Origin of the sequence: Saccharomonospora marina XMU15, assembly GCF_000244955.1 — a bacterium.
GTDB classification, from domain to species: domain Bacteria; phylum Actinomycetota; class Actinomycetes; order Mycobacteriales; family Pseudonocardiaceae; genus Saccharomonospora_A; species Saccharomonospora_A marina.
Map to the genome: position 1 here is coordinate 2,984,862 of NZ_CM001439.1, position 17,236 is coordinate 3,002,097.

The following is a 17,236-nucleotide window of genomic DNA, read 5'->3' on the forward strand; positions in this document are numbered from 1 at the left end:
CACCGTCCCTGCCGGTTGCGCGTGCCCGCGACTCAGTCGCGCAGCCGCGCGTTCAGGCGTGCGGCCTGCCGCGTGAGGTGGTCGCGTTCGGCCAGGTTGGGCGCTGCCCTGGCGGCCTCGGCGTACAGCCGTGCCGAGGTGAGCAGGTCCCCGTCGCGCTCGTGCAGATACGCCGCGACGGCGGGGTAGCGCGGCAGCGTCGGGTCGAGTTCGGCCAGCGCTGCCAGACCGGCGCGCGGGCCGTCGGCCTCGCCGACGGCGACGGCCCGGTTCAGGCGTGCCACCGGGCTGTCGGTGAGGCGTACCAGCTCGTCGTACCACTCCACGATCTGCACCCAGTCGGTCTCCTCGGCAGTCCGGGCGTCGGCGTGCAGCGCCGCGACGGCGGCCTGGGCCTGGTACTCGCCGAGGCGGTCGCGGGCCAGTGCTGCCTGCAGCAGGTCGACACCCTCGGCGATCAGGCGCGTGTCCCACCGGGTGCGGTCCTGCTCGGCCAGCGGAACGAGCCTGCCGTCGGGACCGGTTCGTGCCGCTCGCCGGGCGTGGTGCAGCAGCATGAGCGCGAGCAGGCCCGCGACCTCCTCGTGGTCGATCCTGGCCGCCAGCTGGCGAGTGAGCCGGATCGCCTCGGCAGCGAGGTCGATGTCGCCGGAGTAGCCCTCGTTGAAGACGAGGTATAGCACCCGCAGCACGGTGGCGACGTCACCGGGCTGGTTGAACCGCACGCCGGAGATCGTCCGCTTGGCCCTGCTGATGCGCTGGGCCATGGTCGCCTCCGGCACCAGGTAGGCCTGCGCGATCTGACGGGTGGTGAGTCCACCGACCGCGCGCAGCGTGAGCGCGACGGCCGATGCCGGTGTCAACGACGGGTGCGCGCACAGGAAATACAGCCACAGCGTGTCGTCCACCTCCTCCCCCTGGCCGGGCGCCGGCTCGGCCTCGACGCGCACCTCGCGGTGCCGCCGGGACGAGTCGGCGCGGGCGGCATCGAGGAACTTGCGCCACGCCACCGTGATCAGCCAGCCCTTGGGGTCGGCAGGAGGGCGCTGCGGCCACAGGCGCACAGCCTCGACCAGGGCGTCCTGCACGGCGTCCTCGGCCGCCGCGAAGTCAGCTCCGCGGCGGACGAGCACTCCGATCACGGTGGGGGTGAGGGTCCGCAACAGGGCCTCGTCCACCGTGCCTCACTCCGTGATGGTCGGCGGCTCGGTGAGGAACGGGCGCAGTTCGAGCCACTCGTGGATCGGCTTGCCGCCCGCGCCAGGAGCAGCGGACAACTCGCCCGCCAGCTCCAGCGCCCGCTCGTAGCTGTCGACGTCGATCACCATCCAGCCCGCGATCAGGTCCTTGGTCTCGGGGAACGGGCCGTCGGTCACCGGTGGCCGCCCCTCGCCGTCGTAGCGCACGAAGGTGCCCTCCGGCGACAGCGCCTGACCGTCGACGAATTCGCCGGTGGTCTCCAGCCTGGCGGCGAAATCCTGCATGTACTGGATGTGGGCGGAGACCTCTTCCGGTGTCCACTGGTCCATCGGCACGTCGTTGACCGCCGCCGGTGCGCCACGGTAGTGCTTGAGCAGCAGGTACTTGGCCATCATGTTCTCCTTGGTGCGATACGGCCCATTGTGACCGTGTTCGCGGCTGGGACGAAGCCGTGCGCGCCTTCTCGACATCCTGCCGCGACTTTTTTTCGGCGGACTGCACCCAGCTCTACCCAGACGCCACGTGTTGAGGCGTGTGCCGGTAAGGAAGGTGTCTCGAGCCGCCGCTGCCCCGAAGGGTGCTAGACGGTGGCCCCTGCCTATCGAGAACAGTTCGGCCAGATCGTTGCTGCTTGTGACCACCGGTCGCGTGTTGACGACAGAGTTCGGTCTGCTGTTCCGTGTGGGGCTGAGCTTGGGCTGTTCGCCGCGCGGCTTGCCTTTCGCCTTGGCCACGGCCACACCTTCGCGGGTTGCGCGTGCGCAGTAGACGTCGAACTCGGCGAAGGTGGCCAGGGTGTTGAACAGCATCCTGGCCAGCCGGTCGAGCTCGGACCACGAGGCTGTCGCCAGTTCGCACCGCGGAAAGTGCTGTGATCCAAGCCAGCTAGGGATCATCCGAGGACGAGCGGGAGTTTCGTGCCCAGCTCGCCGAGCTCGACCTTCTCCGCGTCGGTCGGGGCACGTCGTCCGGTGCCGACCAGCAGCGCATCCTTGTCGGACATCGACGCGGGGAACGCGCCCCCGACGATCCTCTCCAGCATCTCGCGCGACCGGACGAGGCCCTCGGCGGGCGGCTCCGCTGCGTCCGGGAGGTACGCGATCAGGTCGAGGTGGTGCAGCGTCCATTCCAGGACATACGCGGTGAGGTAGTCGCCCGCGGTCAGCACCTTGTCCTGAGTGCGCACACGCAGACCTGGGTCGGTGAGTCCGGCGGCGCGGCCAGCGGCGGAGCCGACGTCATCGAGGTGGAACTTCAGCAGCCGCGGCTGTTCGTAGGCGGTGGCCAGCCGGGTGATCAGCGCGTCGAGCGGGTCGTTGCCGGTCGGCGGCGTTTCGGCGACGTCCCAGTAGGTGACCGCGTCATGGGTCGGTTCGATCTCGGCGGGTGTCACGAGGGTGATCAGGACGTCCTGAGCGTCGATGACCAGGTGGCACACCAGATCCCGCACGAGCCAGCCGGTGCAGCCGGACGGCCGGGCGAAGTCCTCGTCCGGGGTCTCGGCGACCACCCTGCGCAACGCCGTCCAAGTGCGCGAGAAGAGCTCCACGATCGCAAGCTAGCAACGCCTGGCCGGCTTGACGACCGATTTCGTCATCCCGCCGGCACCACCTGCCAGCGTCAGGATGCAAGCTGCGACTCGCGTTCGAATGTCGCTGACGGTTCGCCTGTCGACCAACGCTACAAACAATGTAGTTGCAGTACGCAACTTATTTAGTTAGATTGGGTAAGCAATCGATTTGTGGAAGGAGTTCGTGACGACTGCCGCGCCCGCCTCCCAGCCCGTGCCCGACCAACCCGCCGGGTCGCTGCCACGCAAGCAGATCCTCAAGGCCTTCGCCGGACTGTTGCTGGCGCTGCTGGTGGGAATGCTGTCCTCCACGATCGTGTCCAACGCCCTGCCGAGAATCCTGGCCGACCTCGGCGGCACGCAGGACGAGTACGCGTGGGTGGTGACGGCCATGCTGCTGACCTCCACCGCCACCACCCCCGTCTGGGGCAAGCTCTCCGACCTGTTCAGCAAGAAGCTGCTGTACCAACTCGCCATCGTGATCTTCACGATCGGTTCCGTGCTCGCGGGCCTGTCGCAATCCATGCCGCAACTGGTCGCCTTCCGCGCCGTGCAGGGGATCGGCCTCGGCGGCATGCAGGCTCTCATCCAGGCCGTGCTGGCAGCCATGATCACTCCCAGGGAACGCGGCCGCTACGCGGGCTACATCGGTGCGACGTTCGCCGTCGCAACCGTGTCCGGACCGCTGCTCGGCGGCCTCATCGTGGACTCCGCGCTCGGCTGGCGATGGTGTTTCTGGGTCGTGGTACCGATCGCGGCGTTGGCGTTCGTCGTACTGGGCCGCACGCTGCGGCTGCCGGTGGTCACCCGGCACGTCAGGATCGACTGGCTGGGCGCGACGCTACTGGTGGGTGGGGTCACGCTACTGCTGGTGTGGTTCTCCATGGCGGGCAAGCAGTTCGCGTGGCTTTCGTGGACCACCGCCGCCATGGTGGCGGCCTCGGTGGTGCTGCTGGTGGTGGCCGTGTTCGTCGAGGCCAAGGTCAGCGAACCGGTGTTGCCGTTGCGGCTGTTCGGCAACCGCACCTTCAGCCTCGCCGTGCTCGGCTCGCTCGCCGTGGGCACCGCCATGTTCGGCGCGGCGGTGTTTCTCGCGCAGTACTACCAGATCTCGCGCGGCTACTCCCCCACCCACGCCGGGCTGATGACCCTGCCCATGGTGCTCAGTCTCTTCCTGTCCTCGACGATCACCGGGCGAATCGTGTCGCACACCGGCAGGACGAAACCGTTCCTCGTCGCGGGCGCGCTGGTGCTGCTGGCAGGCAGCGCGCTGCTGAGCAGCGTGGATCACACCACCAACCTCGGCTGGATGGGCGTGTACCTGGCGCTGCTGGGCGCCGGCGTCGGTGCGCTGCTGCAGAACCTGGTGCTGGTGGCGCAGAACATCGTGGGTATCCGCGACATCGGGGCGGCGACCGGCACGGTGACGTTCTTCCGCACACTCGGCGGCGCGGCCGGGGTGTCCGCGCTCGGCGCCGTGCTCGCGGGCCGCGTGGCCGCCGACATCAGGTCCTCGCTGGCGGCGCGCGGTATCCCGGTCGGCGACGCGGTCGAGGGTGGCGGCAGCACCCTGGACGTGGCATCGCTTCCCGAGCCGGTGCGCGAGGTGGTTCGCGCCGCCTACGGAGACGCGACCGGCATCCTGTTCCTGGTCACCGCCGCGATCACCGTGGTGACGGTGATCGCGGTGCTGCTGCTCAAGGAACGTCCGCTGCGCGACACCCTCGACATCGCCGCCGCGCCCGCTCGACCCGGCACGGAACTTTCGAAGCTGCCTGCACGTCGCTGACCTGCGCGGCACTCGGTCGTGTCGCCGTCGCCCCGGCCCTCCCGCAGCACCGGTTGGCACTACACACCCGGTGGGTAACCGGCGAGGAAGGAATGTGTCGCCGAACCGAGGGAGGGCCCGTGCCCGCTCGCCCGCACGCCGTCGCCTTCGATGTGCTCGAAACGATGCTGAACCTGGAGCCGCTGCGCGCACGGCTGGAGACGATCGGCCAACCCGCGCAGTTGCTGCAACCGTGGTTCATGCGATTCCAGCGCGACTCCCTGGCTCTGGCCCTCAGTGGAGACTTCCGGACGTTCGAGTCGGTGGCGCGGCAGGCGTTGCGCACCGACACCAACCACACCGCCACCGAGGAGGACATCGACCACGTGCTGGCGGGGTTCGCCGAACTGCCCGCGTACCCCGATGCCGAACCGGCGCTGCGCATGCTGTCCGAAGCCGGGCTGCGGGTCGGCTGCTTGACCGTCGGCAGCGCGCAGAACACGGCACGGTTCCTGGAACAGGCGGGTCTGGCACGCCACGTGGACCACGTCGTCACCGCGGACCAGGCCGGCATCTGGAAGCCCGCGCCGTCCGTCTATCGCGTGACGGCCAGGGAACTCGGCACGTCGCCGCAGAACCTGGCGCTGGTCGCGGTGCACGCCTGGGACTGCCACGGAGCCAAACGTGCCGGCTGCCTCGCCGGCTGGTGTGACCGGCTGGAAGGCCGCTACGGCGACGTCTTCACCCCACCCGACGTCAGCGGCGCCGACCTCGTCGAGGTCGCCGAAGGCCTGCTGCGGCTCGGCCCCGTACCAGGGCCCGACGCCGGGTGACAGCGAGGGCCGCACCCACTTCGCAACTACCGCCCGCATATGCTCTCCACCTGGCCGTGTAGGCCGGACTGGGGATGTTGCAGCTGGGATGGTCCTGCCAGGGCGGGCATGCACACTGCCGGTGACGATGCCTGCCGCATGGCGCCACCAGCGCGGAGTACGGATGTGAGGTCGTGCACGCATGAGTTCGGACGGGATCGCCAACCTCGACCCGCTCGCCACCGGATTCGCTTTCGACGCGATCGATCTCGGGATGCAGTACGCGGAGCTGGAGGCCAACGGGTTCGTCCCGTTCGCGACCATCCTGGGCAAGGACGGTTCGAAACAGGTCTGGAAGCTGTTCGACCACGACCTGGACAACTCGACGGTCGAAGGCGGCGTGGCCCTCGGGCGGCAGCGACTCCGGGAGATCGACGAATCCGCGCACTGCGTCACGCTCGTCTACGACGGCTACTTCACCGGCGACGGCGAGCGGACCGAGGCGGTGTTCGTCGAGGCCTACGAGCTGGGCCGCCCGGCAGGCGTGCACCTGTGCCAGCGGTACGAACGGCACGACGGCGGTGTCAACCTCATCGGGAACCCGCTGCTGTGCGACGACCAGACGCAGCCGATGGTGCCGCCGGACCGATCCGTTCGGCAGCTGCCCAACCTCGGCGCGCAGGCCCAACAGGTCACCCTGGATGCCATCGAGCGCGGCATCGAACATGTCGAGGCCGGTGAGCCCGACTTCACCCCGTTCGCGACGATCCTGGGCAGCGACGGCTCGCGTGAGGTGTGGCGGTTCACCGACGACGACCCCGACTTCCGGGTGGGGGACGCGATAGCGCTCGGCCGTGAGCGGCTGCTGTCGGTGGACCGGGCCGCTCACTGCGTCACGCTGGTCTGGGGTGGCGCCCTGCCGGACGAGGACAACGCCGGGGTGGTGTTCGCCGAGGGCTACGAGCTGGGCCGCCCGGCGGGCGTGCTGCTGGCCCAGCAGTACGAATGGCTCGACCACGACCGCGTCGTGCGCATCGGTGACCCGCTCGTGTTGGAGGAACCCGAGCCGCTGGTACCGGCCGACCGGTTCGGCGAGTTCGACAACCTCGACGCACAGTCCGGCGACTTCGTCTTCGAAGCCATCGACGTCGCGCTGGAACACGCGGGCGAGTCCGGGCACGGTTTCCTGCCGTTCGTGACGGTACTGGGCCGCGACGGCTCGAAGGAGATATCGCAGCTCGTCGACGACGAGGACCACCCGACGATCGAAGGTGGCGTGGCCCTCGGGCGGCAGCGACTCCGGGAGATCGACGAATCCGCGCAGTGCGTCACGCTGTGCTGGGACGGCTACCTCACGCTCGAGGGCAGCCGAACCGACGCGGTCTTCGTCGAAGGCTACGAACTGGGCCGCCCGGCGGGCGTGCTGCTCGCCCAACGATACGAACGCCACAACGGTGGCCTGGACCGCATCGACGTCCCCGTCCTGTGCGAGGAACCGCAGCCACTGGTCCCGCCGAAGGAGCCGCGCTGAGTCGCCGCACCCAGCGGACACGCGCGAAGCGCCTGGCGAGGAAGTCCGCTCGGGAACGGGCGTGGCGCACGTGAGCAGGTACGCGGAGGTCATCGTCCTCGCGCGCGGCGCCGAGGAGGTGATGGAACCGCTGACCCGCCCTGCGTCCGAACGCGAGTGGCACCAGTGCTTCACCCGCGTCGACGACTCCGTCTTCGCGGGCACCGGCCCGGGCTCGCAGGAGTGCTACGCCTGGGTCGTCCAGTTCACCCGGCACAACTGGCGCGGCCTGCTGGTTCACCTGGAATCCCTGCCGTGGCCCGACCCGTATTCCGTGCAGGTGCTCCTCCGCGACGAGGAGGACGACTGCTTCGGCCTCTGGATGCTCTACGACGGCAGGTTGACCGAGGTGCCGCTGCCCCACACGTCCCGCCGCCTCGCCCCCGGCATCAGCGTCACCGGGACCCTGAGCCGAACCGACCGGGCCGATACCTGACGGCGCCTGTCACGGTGCTTTCGGATGCGGCACCGGCCGCCCGCTGCGCAGTGACCGCTCGACCTCCTCGTCGGTGGGCGGGCGCCGGGTGAACACGTCCTGCCCCACGACGGTGGCCTCCCACACTTCGTCGGGTTCGGCGGACCGGGACAGCAGCCAGGTGGTGAGGATGCGCTCCGGGTCTTGGGCCAGGTACTGCCCGCTCCAGCTGGTCACCGAGTCCGCCGAGCCGCGGTCGTTGTGCCAGGCGATCGTCCAGCCCAGCACGATGCCGTGCCCGGCTTCGGTCGAGCCCGCATACCGCCCGATGAGCCGGTAGGTGCCCGCGACGTGGCCGACAGCGGAGACGTATTCACCGCTGAGGCCGCCCTCGGCGTCGGGCCGCAGCCGCATCCGGGACCCGAACTCGTTGTACCAGTCACCGTCGATCGCCATGGGCCTCTCCGCTGCCGTCGATGCACGGTCGATAGCCGAGCTGTACCCGGACGCGAGCGGCCCGAAGCCTGAACTTGACCTTCACCCTGGGGCAGCATCCACCGTCGGTGTGGCCGGGCACCGGCCCCGGTGCAGGAGGAGATCGAATGGCCAGGCTGAGCATCGGCGAGTTCGCGCAGGCGTGCGGCCTCACGCCGAAGGCACTGCGGCTCTACGACGAACTCGCGTTGCTGCCACCGGCGCACGTCGACCCGCACTCGGGATACCGCTCCTACGAGCGCGGCCAACTTGAACGCGCCCGGTTGGTGGCGTGGCTGCGCGGCCTGGGCATGCCGCTTTCCCGAATCCGAACGGTGTGCGACCTGCCCGCGGCCGCGGCAGCCTCGGAGGTCGCCTCCTACTGGCGGCAGGTAGAGGCCGACACGGCCGCCCGCAAGGAACTGGCCGCCTTCCTGATCGATCAACTGTCCCGAAAGGAAACCGACATGACGGAGCAAACCCGAAACGTCGGGCTGCGGTCGGCAGCGCGGCTGGAGTGCGGACCGGTGCGGCCGACGAACCAGGACTCGGCCTACGCGGGCAAGCACCTGTTCGCCGTCGCCGATGGCTTCGGTGCCGACGCCGGCGACGACTCGGCCGCGACCGCGGTCGTGCGCGCGCTGGAGCCGCTGGATGCGCCGGTACCAGCCGGTCGCCTACCGCAGGCGGTCGGCGCGGTCACCGGCACCGCACGCGGCGCGGTGGAGGAATTCGTCGCGGCCGAACCCGCGCACGCCGACACGGGCACCACGCTCACCGCTCTGCTGTGGTCCGGGGCGCAGGTGGCGATCGTGCACATCGGCGACTGTCGTGCCTATCTGCTGCGCGGTGGCGAACTGACCCGCATCACCCACGATCACACCCTCGTGCAGTCCCTTGTCGACGAGGGCAGGCTCACGCCGGAGGAGGCCGAAACCCACCCGCGGCGGGCCACCCTGACTCGAGCCCTGCACCGCGAGCACGCCGAACCCGACCTGCAAATCCGGCAGGCCCGAGTTGGGGACCGGTACCTGCTGTGTTCCGATGGTGTCCATGGCGTGCTCGCCGAGACCGCCCTCGCCGCGACGCTGGCCGACAGCGGGTCCGCCGAGCAGGTCGCCGACGCCCTGCTCGCACACGTGGCCGACAACGGCACCCCGGACAACGCGGCCTGCGTGGTGGTGGACGTGCTGCCCGCCTGATCGTGTGCCGGTTCGGGTGAAGGCCTTCAGTGATCAGCAGCGGCGCATCTCGCCACCGATGGTCACAGCCGGAACGTGCTTCTCCGCGGCGGAGCTCCGTTTCGGCCGAGGTCCTGAGCGGACCTACAGCCAGCCGCGGTGCAGCGCCGGGGACAGTTCGTGGGCCGCCGAGGAGGCCAGTGTGGTGGCGTCGTGCAGGTAGCCCTCGGTGGTGGTCAGCGCGGCATGGCCGAGGTCCTTCTGCACCTGGCGCGGTTCGGCGCCACGGGAGATGGCGTGGGTGGCGTAGGAATGCCGGGCCGAGTGCGGGTGGATGGTGTCGCGCAGCGGGGCGAGATGGGTGGCGATGAAGGCGCCCTGTTCGGTGGTCAGCAGCTCACGGAGCCAGCGGGCGCGGGGCGGTGCCGCGTCCGGTGGCGGCGCGAACGTGGCACACAGCCGTCGCAACACGGCGCGGACGTGGGAAACATGCACCCGGGCGCCGGTGCGGGTGACGAACAGCGGCTCGGGTGCCGAGCGGCCGATCGAAGCGGGGCGGGCCGGGACGGTGGCGGGTTTGCGCTCGGCAAGGTAGGCCTCGACCGCGTCGGCCACCGGCGGGGCCAGTGCGACCAGGCGGTCCTTGGCGCCCTTGCCGTGTACTCGCAGGGACGCCGGGCCGCCGGGGGTGGGTCGGTGGTAGTCGTCGATGTTGACGCCGACCAGCTCTTCGGCGCGCACCCCGGTGCCGAGCAGCACCTCGACCATCGCGCGGTCGCGGTGCCCGTGGCGGTGCCGCTCCGCCAGCAGGTAGGCGGCCATGAGCAGGGCGCGGCAGGCCTCGAACGACCACATCTTGGTGGTGGCCGGGGTGGTCTTGCCTCGGTTGAGGTGCTGGGTGGAGCGGTCGACCAGCGCGGCCGGATTGGTATGGGCGAGTCCTTCGCGCAGCAGGTACTTGCGGTAGAAGGCGGACACGGCCGACAGCATCCTGGCGCGGGTGGCGTCGCTGTAGCCTGCCTCGGCGAGCTCGGCCAGCCAGCGTTCGACGTGCTCCACCCGAACATCGGCGAAGGAGGCGAACCCGTTGCGCAGGCACCAGGGCAGCCACTCCAGCCCGGTGGGTTGGGCCTTGCGGGCGCGGCCGCGCCTGCGGGCCGGATCGGGCGCGCGGTAGCCGGGCACCCAGTCCAGCGGAATGCCGAGGTCGGTGGCGTAGGCCAGCCGGGTGTTCAGTGACGCGTAGATGCGCAGGAACTCCGCGAACCGCTCCCGGGTGGTCTTGTCCACCTGCCCCAGCGGGGCAAGGGCCTTGGTCATGCGTGCCCTTCCGTGGCTGATCAGCGGTCGGTGTCGGTGATCGAACATAGCGCGCGGCGCAGCGTTGGCGCTGGGTGGGCGCGCCCGTCGTCATCGGGCGCCACGGTGCCAGGGTGAGTACACCCGCAGCAGCCGGGGCGGTGAGGCGAAACCGTGCCGCTCGTAGGCCGGATCGCCCGTGTGGCGACCGAGAAGTCACCGTCACTGGAGGTCGGCGCAGCCACAACCGGCCTGGGCCTGTTGGCGTACCGTCTGCTGCATGACGCTCGACGAGCCGCACATCGTGGCAGGCGGGTGGTGACCGAGCCAACCTCGCGGCTGGCGGAACGCACCCGCCGCGAGGTCGCACAGGCGTGGCAGGGCGAGCAGGAGTCGGCAGTCGACGAGTTGATCGACGAGCGCCGCGTCGAGGCGCAGCGGGAGGCACAGCAGTGACCGCGCCCGTGCCGTGAGGTACCCCGAGGTTGCTCGACCCGTTCAGTCGTCTGAACGCGCTTCGAGCGCTCCCGCCAGGGCCGAAGCGATGCGGGCGACAGCCCGATCGTCGTCCTGTGCCAGTTCCCGCAGCGCGCTGCGTGCCCTGGCTCCCGGCAGCTCGACGAGAGCCTGGGTCAGGCGGATCCGCACCGCGGAGTCCGCGTGCGCGGCGAGTTGGTCGACAAGCGAGCCCGTGATCCAGTCCTGGCATCCGGACTCCAGCGACAGCCTTCCCAGGACTTCGGCCGCCTCGACGTCGTTCCTGCCCGCAAGGACCAGGTCGACGAGCGTCGGCACGGCAGCGGTCTCGCCACGCCTGCCCAATGCCAGCGCGGCACGCGCGCGCACTGTCGTGTCCGAGTCCCCGAGCGCGTCCGTGAGCACGGCGGTCGACTCGTCACCGGGCAACTGCGCGATGGCGAGGACCGCGCGGCGCCGGATGTCGACGTTCTCCGAATACACCCCGGAGGCAACGCTCGCCACGCCGGCTCCGCCCGCTCGCGCGAGGGCCCACCGCAGGGCGCCTGCGACATTCGGATCGGATTCACCGAGGACCGCTTTGGCCAGCAGTTCTGCCGGGACCGGCCGGTCCTCGGCCGGGGCCAGCACGGCCTGCTGCCGGTGTGCCGCGCTGGGCGAGTTGAGTCCGTGCAGCAGTTCGACGGTGCGCAGGACGCCCTGCCAGCCTGCGGGCGCCGAGGTTTCGATGGCGCGGAGCCGTTCGAGCAGTTCTTGCTCCCGCTTCAGCCTGTCCTCGGTCCGTTCGATGAGGTCGCTGATCAGTGTGGCCGGAGCGAAGGAAGGATCCTCCAAGGCCCGGCCGACCTGTCGCAGCGACAACCCCAGGGACCGCAGACCTTCCACGTGGAGGATCCGGCGAATGTCCGCCTCGCGGTACTCGCGGTAGCCACCCACGGTGCGGCCCGTTGGCCGCACCAGCCCGAGTGAGTCGTAGTGCCTGAGCATCCGGGCACTCACCCCGCAGCGGCGTGCCACCTCGCCGATCAGCACGCGGTGCCCCCGACCCGCTGTGAACCGAGCGCCACGACCCGGTTCGCCTCGTCGACGGCCAGGTCGAAACCGGCATCCGGGTCGTGCAGCAGCCGCTGTGTGGCACGGGCATGCGCTCGCACCGCCGGGTCGGCGCTGTCCAGTCCTGTCCGCAGGGCGGGCTCGATCACATCTTCGAGTGCCACGAGTGCTCGGCTGAGACTCAGTCGCACCTCCCGGTCACCGCGACCCAGTTGCGCGGCCAGTTCCGTGGCCAGCCCCTCCCGTTCCGCTGCGGGCACGAGGACGACGGCGGCACGCCATGCGCTTCGCGCGACCTCGTCGTCGGGGTCGTGCAGCAACGACCGCGTGATCGCGGGCCACGCCTTGCTGTCCCCGATCTTGGACAGCGTGTGCAGCGCCTGGCTTCGGGCCTGCGCACGCTGCGAACGCAGCTCGGTGAGGAGTCTGGGCACCGTGCGCTCGGCAGGCAGCCGGGTCAGCGCCCAGGTGAGCATGTCGCGCACGAAGAAGTCCGGCTCGACCGCGCAGCGTGCCACGAGCGCGTCGACGAAAGCGGGGTCGGCCTGCGTTCCGGCCGTCAGCGCCGCCTCGAGCCGCGTCGAGCAGTCGCGTGCCCGGTGAGTCCCGGTGTGTCGAGTCGATGGGGACCACCTCCTGCGCCCAGTCAAGACCTTGTCACTGTGTCAATGTCAAGCGTGGCGCGGGCGCTGCTGGACGGCCGAGAAAGCAAAGAAACTCGGAAAGCGGTGTCGGATCGGGGCGGTGGTGTTCGTAGCAGGGGTGAGGCCGCCAGCAACGGGCGGCGCCAAGGCGAAGGAACCGCGACCATGCAGCTGATAACCATGGCTGAGGTCACCATTGACGGAGTGATGCACAGAAACGGCACCGCGCCGGATGGGCCCGGGGCAAGGGCGGCCACGAGACCGCGACGTTCATCCGTTTCCGACCGCGCAACCACGCTGTCTTGACACCACAGGAGAGGAATCTCAAATGCAGTACCTGGTTTCCGTGATAGATGACAAGAGCAATCCAGGCAGCACGGACAGGCAGCCTGCCATCAGCGCGTTCAACGAACGACTGATCGCCGAGGGCTACTGGGTTTTCGCGGGAGGTCTCGCGGACACCGACGCGGCTACGGTCGTCGACAACCGGGGCGAGCAGGCAGTGCTCAGCGACGGGCCTTTCGTGGAGTCGAAGGAGTACCTCGCAGGCGTCTGGGTGTGGGAGGCCCCCGATCTGGACGTGGCGCTCAAGCTCGCCACCGAGGCGTCGAAGGTCTGCGATCGCAAGATCGAGGTGCGGCCGTTCCTGTGAGCGACGTCGAGGAAGCGATCACCCGGGCCCACCACGAGGAATGGGCCCGGGTGGTGGCCGCCCTGACCAGGCGGTTCGGTGACCTCGACATCGCAGAGGAGGCGGCGGCCGAGGCGGTCGCGATCGCCGTCGAGCGGTGGCGGATCGACGGCGTGCCACCCAACCCCGGTGCCTGGCTGACCACCACCGCCAACCGCAAGGCCATCGACCGGATCCGACGCGAGAACAAGCGCGACGACAAGCACAAGGAAGCGCAGCTGGTGTACGACGACTCGGTCGAGCCTCTCGGCGCCAGCGACGGTGCGATCGAGGACGACCGGCTGCGGCTGATCTTCACCTGCTGTCACCCGGCGCTGGCGATGCAGACCCGCGTGGCGCTGACGCTGCGCATGGTGGGCGGTCTGACCGTGCCCGAGATCGCCCGCGCCTTCCTCGTGCAAGAGACCACCATGGAACGGCGGATCACCCGCGCGAAGGCCAAGATCAAGGCCGCTCGCATCCCTTATCGGGTGCCGACCGCCGACGATCTGCCAGCTCGTGTCTCCGGCGTACTCGCCGTGCTGTTCCTCGTCTTCAACGAGGGCTACCTGGCCAGCGGCCCCGGCACCGACCCCGTACGGCACGACCTGACCGCCGAGGCGATCCGGCTCACCCGCCTTGTCCGAGCCCTGCTGCCCGACGACGGTGAGGTGGCCGGGCTGTTGGCGCTGATGCTGCTCACCGAGGCCCGCCGCACTGCCCGGATCTCGGCCAGCGGCGAACTGGTCCCCCTCGACGAGCAGGACCGCGGAGCCTGGGACAAGGCGCTGATCGCCGAGGGTCACCGGCTGGTGCGCGAGCGCCTCGCCGCTGCCGCCGCCGGGGCGGCTCCGGGTCGCTACCAGATCCTCGCCGCGATCAACGCCGTGCACACCTGCGCACGCGACATCCGCGACACCGACTGGTCGCAGATCCTCGCCCTCTACGACCAGCTCGTCCGCCTCGACCCCTCCCCGATCATCGCGCTCAACCGGGCCATCGCCGTGGCCGAGCTCGACGGCCCGGAGGTGGCGCTGGCGGCCGTCGACCAGCTCGAACACGGGTTGGCCGGATATCACGCCTACCACGCGACTCGGGCCGACCTGCTGCGCAGGCTCGGCCGCGGCCAGGAGTCACGCGCGGCCTACGACAAAGCCATCGACCTGGCGGGCAACACCGCCGAGACCACCTACCTGACCCGCCGCCGCGACCAGCTGCGGTAGCGCCCGCGGATCGCGACCACCGGATGGCTGCTCATCGGGTCGGTCAGCCGAGCGGAGAACACTGGTCCGATGCAATCGCTACGCGGCTTCGGTGACGTCGCGGCGGACCCGGTTCAGGCGCGCGGCCGGTTGGGGTCGGGATTGGTGACGCGTCCGTCATTGTCCAGGGTGAAGTCCAAAGTGAACCGGACGCTGCCTCGCCATCGCGGCAGTTCGCGTTGCAGCCCCCGCAGGGTCTCGATCGTCGGTGTGTCACTGATGCCGGACGTGAACCGCCAATCCAGCCCTGACCCAACGACATCGCTGACGAACACCATCTCGACAGCCGGCATCACCGGCTGCCACTCCTGAGCTGTCAACGAACCGGTGCGCTCGATCTCCTGTCGGAGTGCCCGAGTCTCGCGTGACAACCGCGCGGCGTCTGAGAAGCCCATGGCGACCGCGAGGGCGTCGGTCGGGCGCGCTGGTCCGCCCCAGTCGAGTAGCCCGGCGCGCAGGAGCGCTCGCTTGCCCTCGTCAACATCAACGGGACTGGGGCCACTGGCGGTCACGCGCACGTGATCCCACGCCACCTTGCGAGCGCAACGGTGCCAGCTTCGGTGAAGACGGGCGTCGGCCGGCTGTACCTGGCCGACAGGCTTGTCACAGTCGGCTGGTTGGGATAGCCGCCCGTTGAGCGCGCTGTGGCGGCGTCGAGTGCTAGCTGAGAAACGGTGAACCCTCTGCGCGCGTCCGGTGCCGGCTTCCCGAGCCAGGAAGGACAACCCGGTCTGCCTCGCACCGGCGGACCTGGAAGTCATATCCATAATTCCTGTTATCCATAGCAACTCAGGATTCGCTGACCATCTCGGCAGGTATCAGTATTCAAACTGAAAGACCATGCTATGGTTTCTGAACTGAAACTAGGCAACGGCGGAGGCGCTGGTCAGCGCGTGAAAAGGGGTTGGGATTCGGTGACAGGTCAGCACACGGACTCCTCGGAAGCGACCGCCGAAGACACCCGGCGCATCCCGCCGGCCCGTCGCGGCAGCAGGGACGAGCGAAGGGAGGCAACCGTGCGCGCCCTGGCGGCCGGAGAGCAGGCGTACTGCGCCTACTGCGGCTCACCGTTGCCCCCACTGCCGCCGAAGGGAGGCAGGCCGACCGCCTACTGCCCCGCCGACGCCGACCGCTACGGCACCTGGGGCGCCAAGACCATCACCTGCGCGATGCTGGACGAGCACCGCGAGATCTGGGTCACCGTCTACGGCGCCGACCAGCCCATGACCGAGTTGGATGTGCACGCACTGGACGAACGCCTCACCGCCGCGCGGACCGTGCTGGACCCGGTGCGCGCGGAGCTCACCGCCCTGCACAACCACGTCACCGGTGAGCTGGCGGCGGCGCTGTCGGCCCGCCGGGTCGCCGAGGAGCAACGCGACGGCGCTGTCGCGGCGGCCGAAGCCGCTCGCGCCGAGCGCGACCACGCGGCCGCCGAAGCCGAGCGGGCTCGGGAGCAGGCCGCCGATGCGCGGGAGCGGCAGTCCGCCGCCGAGAAGCAGGCAGGCGAGGCGCTGGCGGAGCGCGACCAGGCGCTGGCAGCTCGCGACGCGGCCAACCGCGAGGCGGAAGCGGCCCACGCCGACCGCCAGCGTGCGCTCGATCAAGCGGCCGCCGCGCAGCAGCGCATCGCCGAACTACAGGACACCCTCGCAGGCGAGCGTGCCGCCGCCCTGGAACGGCTGGACCAGCTGCGCCGCGACGAGGAGCAGGCTCGGGTCGAGCTGCGCACAACCCTCACCGAGCAGTGGGAGCAACGCCTGGCGACCCAGGCCGAACAGTTCACCCGCAGGCAACACGAGATCCAGACCGTGGCCGACCAGCGCATCACCGACCTCACCGAACAACTCACCCGGTCCACCGAGCACTACGCGGCCAGCCTTGCCCCGCTGCACGACCAGCTGGCCACCCTGCGGCGCGAGGTCGCCGAGCGATCCAGCGCGGCGGCCAACGCCGCTGACCAACTCGCCCAACTCCGGCACGACCTGGGCCGGCTCATCGACACCGCAACCGCCGAAGGCACCGACCCCACCACCCATCCCGCCACCGACGATGGTGCACTGCGGCAGCGCCTGCGGGCACTGCTCGACGCCGGCGCGGAGCGGAGCGACACACCGTAGCGCCCGCTCGGCATCGCACGGCCTCCCGCCGGACGTGCCATCACAGTTGCCGCACGCCCTCACCGACGAGCACCACACCGAAGACCAGGAACAGCACCGACATGACGACGGAGTTGTGCTGCCGCAACCAGTCCTTCCAGGTGTCCAGCCTGGGCCGGGCACGCTCGCCCATCGTGACGACCATGGCCAGCGGTGTGGCCACCCCCAGCACCGCGATCACCGTGAAGACGGTGCCACTGGCCACGCTCTGGCCCACGGTCAGGTCCGCGCCTGCGATCGAGACGGCGGCACTGAACGCCATCGCGAGATTCTTCGGATTGGCCGCACCCAGCACCAGACCCGTGACGAGGGACTTGCCGGGGTGGAACGACGTGATGCCGCCCATCCACGACGGCATGCGTGCTTCCTCCTGCGGACCGGGCCTCGCCCGGAAGCGCCGGACCGCCCCGCCCAGCAACAGCACACCGAGGACGATCCGCAACCACGCCACACCGGCGGACCCGGCGGTGCCCGCCGACAGGTCCTGTGTGGCCGCGACCGCGGTCAGCGCGGCGAGCACGCCGCCGACTCCCACCACGGTTCCCAGCAGGTAGGCGGCGCCGTTGAACACCGGGCTCTCGGTGAACAGCAGCAGGATCCCGGCGATCACCAGCACCGGCGAGATCGTGACGGCGACGGCGAGCGGCAGAAGCTGGCCAATTGCCTCGTTCACACCCGCCGA

Annotated in this window: 18 protein-coding genes; 9 read left to right on the top strand and 9 right to left on the bottom strand. The window is 70.0% G+C overall.

Features of this window, described 5'->3' with window-relative positions:
* Positions 1-32 precede the first annotated feature (32 nt).
* The 3 genes from SACMADRAFT_RS14125 to SACMADRAFT_RS14135 all read right to left on the bottom strand — a co-directional run bounded on the left by SACMADRAFT_RS14125 (position 33) and on the right by SACMADRAFT_RS14135 (position 2,749).
* The gene (locus SACMADRAFT_RS14125) at positions 33-1,178 is read right to left on the bottom strand and encodes an RNA polymerase sigma factor (protein ID WP_009154504.1); all 1,146 of its coding nucleotides are present in this window, start codon (positions 1,176-1,178) and stop codon (positions 33-35) included.
* A gap of 6 nt (positions 1,179-1,184) precedes the next feature.
* A complete protein-coding gene (locus tag SACMADRAFT_RS14130; RefSeq protein ID WP_009154505.1) occupies positions 1,185-1,592 on the bottom strand; it encodes a YciI family protein in 408 nt (135 codons plus the stop codon).
* A gap of 500 nt (positions 1,593-2,092) precedes the next feature.
* Complete coding sequence (locus SACMADRAFT_RS14135) at positions 2,093-2,749, bottom strand: maleylpyruvate isomerase N-terminal domain-containing protein (RefSeq protein ID WP_009154506.1); 657 nt, start codon at positions 2,747-2,749, stop codon at positions 2,093-2,095.
* A 205-nt stretch (positions 2,750-2,954) separates the two neighbouring features.
* On the opposite strand from SACMADRAFT_RS14135, the gene SACMADRAFT_RS14140 reads away from it, so the two are divergent.
* From SACMADRAFT_RS14140 to SACMADRAFT_RS14155, 4 genes are all read left to right on the top strand, one after another.
* Positions 2,955-4,559: an MDR family MFS transporter gene (locus SACMADRAFT_RS14140; protein WP_009154507.1), complete on the top strand. Its 1,605-nt coding sequence runs from the start codon at positions 2,955-2,957 to the stop codon at positions 4,557-4,559.
* Positions 4,560-4,678: 119 nt separating this feature from the next.
* On the top strand, positions 4,679-5,371 hold the full coding sequence (locus tag SACMADRAFT_RS14145; RefSeq protein WP_009154508.1) for a haloacid dehalogenase type II: 693 nt from the start codon (positions 4,679-4,681) through the stop codon (positions 5,369-5,371).
* A 181-nt stretch (positions 5,372-5,552) separates the two neighbouring features.
* On the top strand, positions 5,553-6,881 hold the full coding sequence (locus SACMADRAFT_RS28560; RefSeq protein WP_009154509.1) for a hypothetical protein: 1,329 nt from the start codon (positions 5,553-5,555) through the stop codon (positions 6,879-6,881).
* A 70-nt stretch (positions 6,882-6,951) separates the two neighbouring features.
* Complete coding sequence (locus SACMADRAFT_RS14155) at positions 6,952-7,356, top strand: hypothetical protein (RefSeq protein ID WP_040926417.1); 405 nt, start codon at positions 6,952-6,954, stop codon at positions 7,354-7,356.
* Positions 7,357-7,365: 9 nt separating this feature from the next.
* Here the strand turns inward: SACMADRAFT_RS14155 and SACMADRAFT_RS14160 are convergent, their stop codons facing one another.
* Entirely contained in the window at positions 7,366-7,791 is a 426-nt protein-coding gene (locus tag SACMADRAFT_RS14160; RefSeq protein ID WP_009154511.1) for an avidin/streptavidin family protein, read from the bottom strand.
* A 146-nt stretch (positions 7,792-7,937) separates the two neighbouring features.
* Between SACMADRAFT_RS14160 and SACMADRAFT_RS14165 the strand changes: the two genes are divergently transcribed.
* Positions 7,938-9,011, top strand: a complete 1,074-nt coding sequence (locus tag SACMADRAFT_RS14165; RefSeq protein ID WP_009154512.1) for a MerR family transcriptional regulator — start codon at positions 7,938-7,940, stop codon at positions 9,009-9,011.
* Positions 9,012-9,134: 123 nt separating this feature from the next.
* Here the strand turns inward: SACMADRAFT_RS14165 and SACMADRAFT_RS14170 are convergent, their stop codons facing one another.
* The gene (locus SACMADRAFT_RS14170) at positions 9,135-10,310 is read right to left on the bottom strand and encodes a tyrosine-type recombinase/integrase (protein ID WP_009154513.1); all 1,176 of its coding nucleotides are present in this window, start codon (positions 10,308-10,310) and stop codon (positions 9,135-9,137) included.
* Between the two features lie 297 nt (positions 10,311-10,607).
* On the opposite strand from SACMADRAFT_RS14170, the gene SACMADRAFT_RS29930 reads away from it, so the two are divergent.
* The gene (locus SACMADRAFT_RS29930; RefSeq protein ID WP_157617247.1) at positions 10,608-10,745 is read left to right on the top strand and encodes a hypothetical protein; all 138 of its coding nucleotides are present in this window, start codon (positions 10,608-10,610) and stop codon (positions 10,743-10,745) included.
* Between the two features lie 42 nt (positions 10,746-10,787).
* Here SACMADRAFT_RS29930 and SACMADRAFT_RS14180 read toward each other — a convergent pair whose 3' ends face one another.
* Both SACMADRAFT_RS14180 and SACMADRAFT_RS14185 read right to left on the bottom strand, forming a co-directional pair.
* Complete coding sequence (locus SACMADRAFT_RS14180) at positions 10,788-11,798, bottom strand: HEAT repeat domain-containing protein (protein WP_009154515.1); 1,011 nt, start codon at positions 11,796-11,798, stop codon at positions 10,788-10,790.
* Entirely contained in the window at positions 11,792-12,469 is a 678-nt protein-coding gene (locus SACMADRAFT_RS14185) for a HEAT repeat domain-containing protein (RefSeq protein ID WP_009154516.1), read from the bottom strand. The genes SACMADRAFT_RS14180 and SACMADRAFT_RS14185 overlap by 7 nt, the downstream gene beginning before the upstream one ends.
* Before the next feature lie 322 nt (positions 12,470-12,791).
* Between SACMADRAFT_RS14185 and SACMADRAFT_RS14190 the strand changes: the two genes are divergently transcribed.
* Both SACMADRAFT_RS14190 and SACMADRAFT_RS14195 read left to right on the top strand, forming a co-directional pair.
* Complete coding sequence (locus SACMADRAFT_RS14190) at positions 12,792-13,115, top strand: YciI family protein (protein ID WP_009154517.1); 324 nt, start codon at positions 12,792-12,794, stop codon at positions 13,113-13,115.
* Positions 13,112-14,356 carry an RNA polymerase sigma factor gene (locus tag SACMADRAFT_RS14195; RefSeq protein WP_009154518.1) on the top strand — a complete coding sequence of 415 codons (1,245 nt, stop codon included), beginning with the start codon at positions 13,112-13,114 and terminating at the stop codon, positions 14,354-14,356. The genes SACMADRAFT_RS14190 and SACMADRAFT_RS14195 overlap by 4 nt, the downstream gene beginning before the upstream one ends.
* Positions 14,357-14,469: 113 nt before the next feature.
* Here the strand turns inward: SACMADRAFT_RS14195 and SACMADRAFT_RS14200 are convergent, their stop codons facing one another.
* Positions 14,470-14,907 (bottom strand): hypothetical protein, encoded by a 438-nt coding sequence (locus SACMADRAFT_RS14200; protein WP_157617248.1) that lies wholly within the window; start codon positions 14,905-14,907, stop codon positions 14,470-14,472.
* Between the two features lie 402 nt (positions 14,908-15,309).
* On the opposite strand from SACMADRAFT_RS14200, the gene SACMADRAFT_RS14205 reads away from it, so the two are divergent.
* On the top strand, positions 15,310-16,515 hold the full coding sequence (locus SACMADRAFT_RS14205; RefSeq protein ID WP_198285860.1) for a coiled-coil domain-containing protein: 1,206 nt from the start codon (positions 15,310-15,312) through the stop codon (positions 16,513-16,515).
* A 40-nt stretch (positions 16,516-16,555) separates the two neighbouring features.
* On the opposite strand, the gene SACMADRAFT_RS14210 is transcribed toward SACMADRAFT_RS14205, so the two are convergent.
* Positions 16,556-17,227, bottom strand: coding sequence for a GAP family protein (locus tag SACMADRAFT_RS14210; RefSeq protein ID WP_040925697.1), 672 nt, complete (start codon positions 17,225-17,227; stop codon positions 16,556-16,558).
* Positions 17,228-17,236 lie beyond the last annotated feature (9 nt).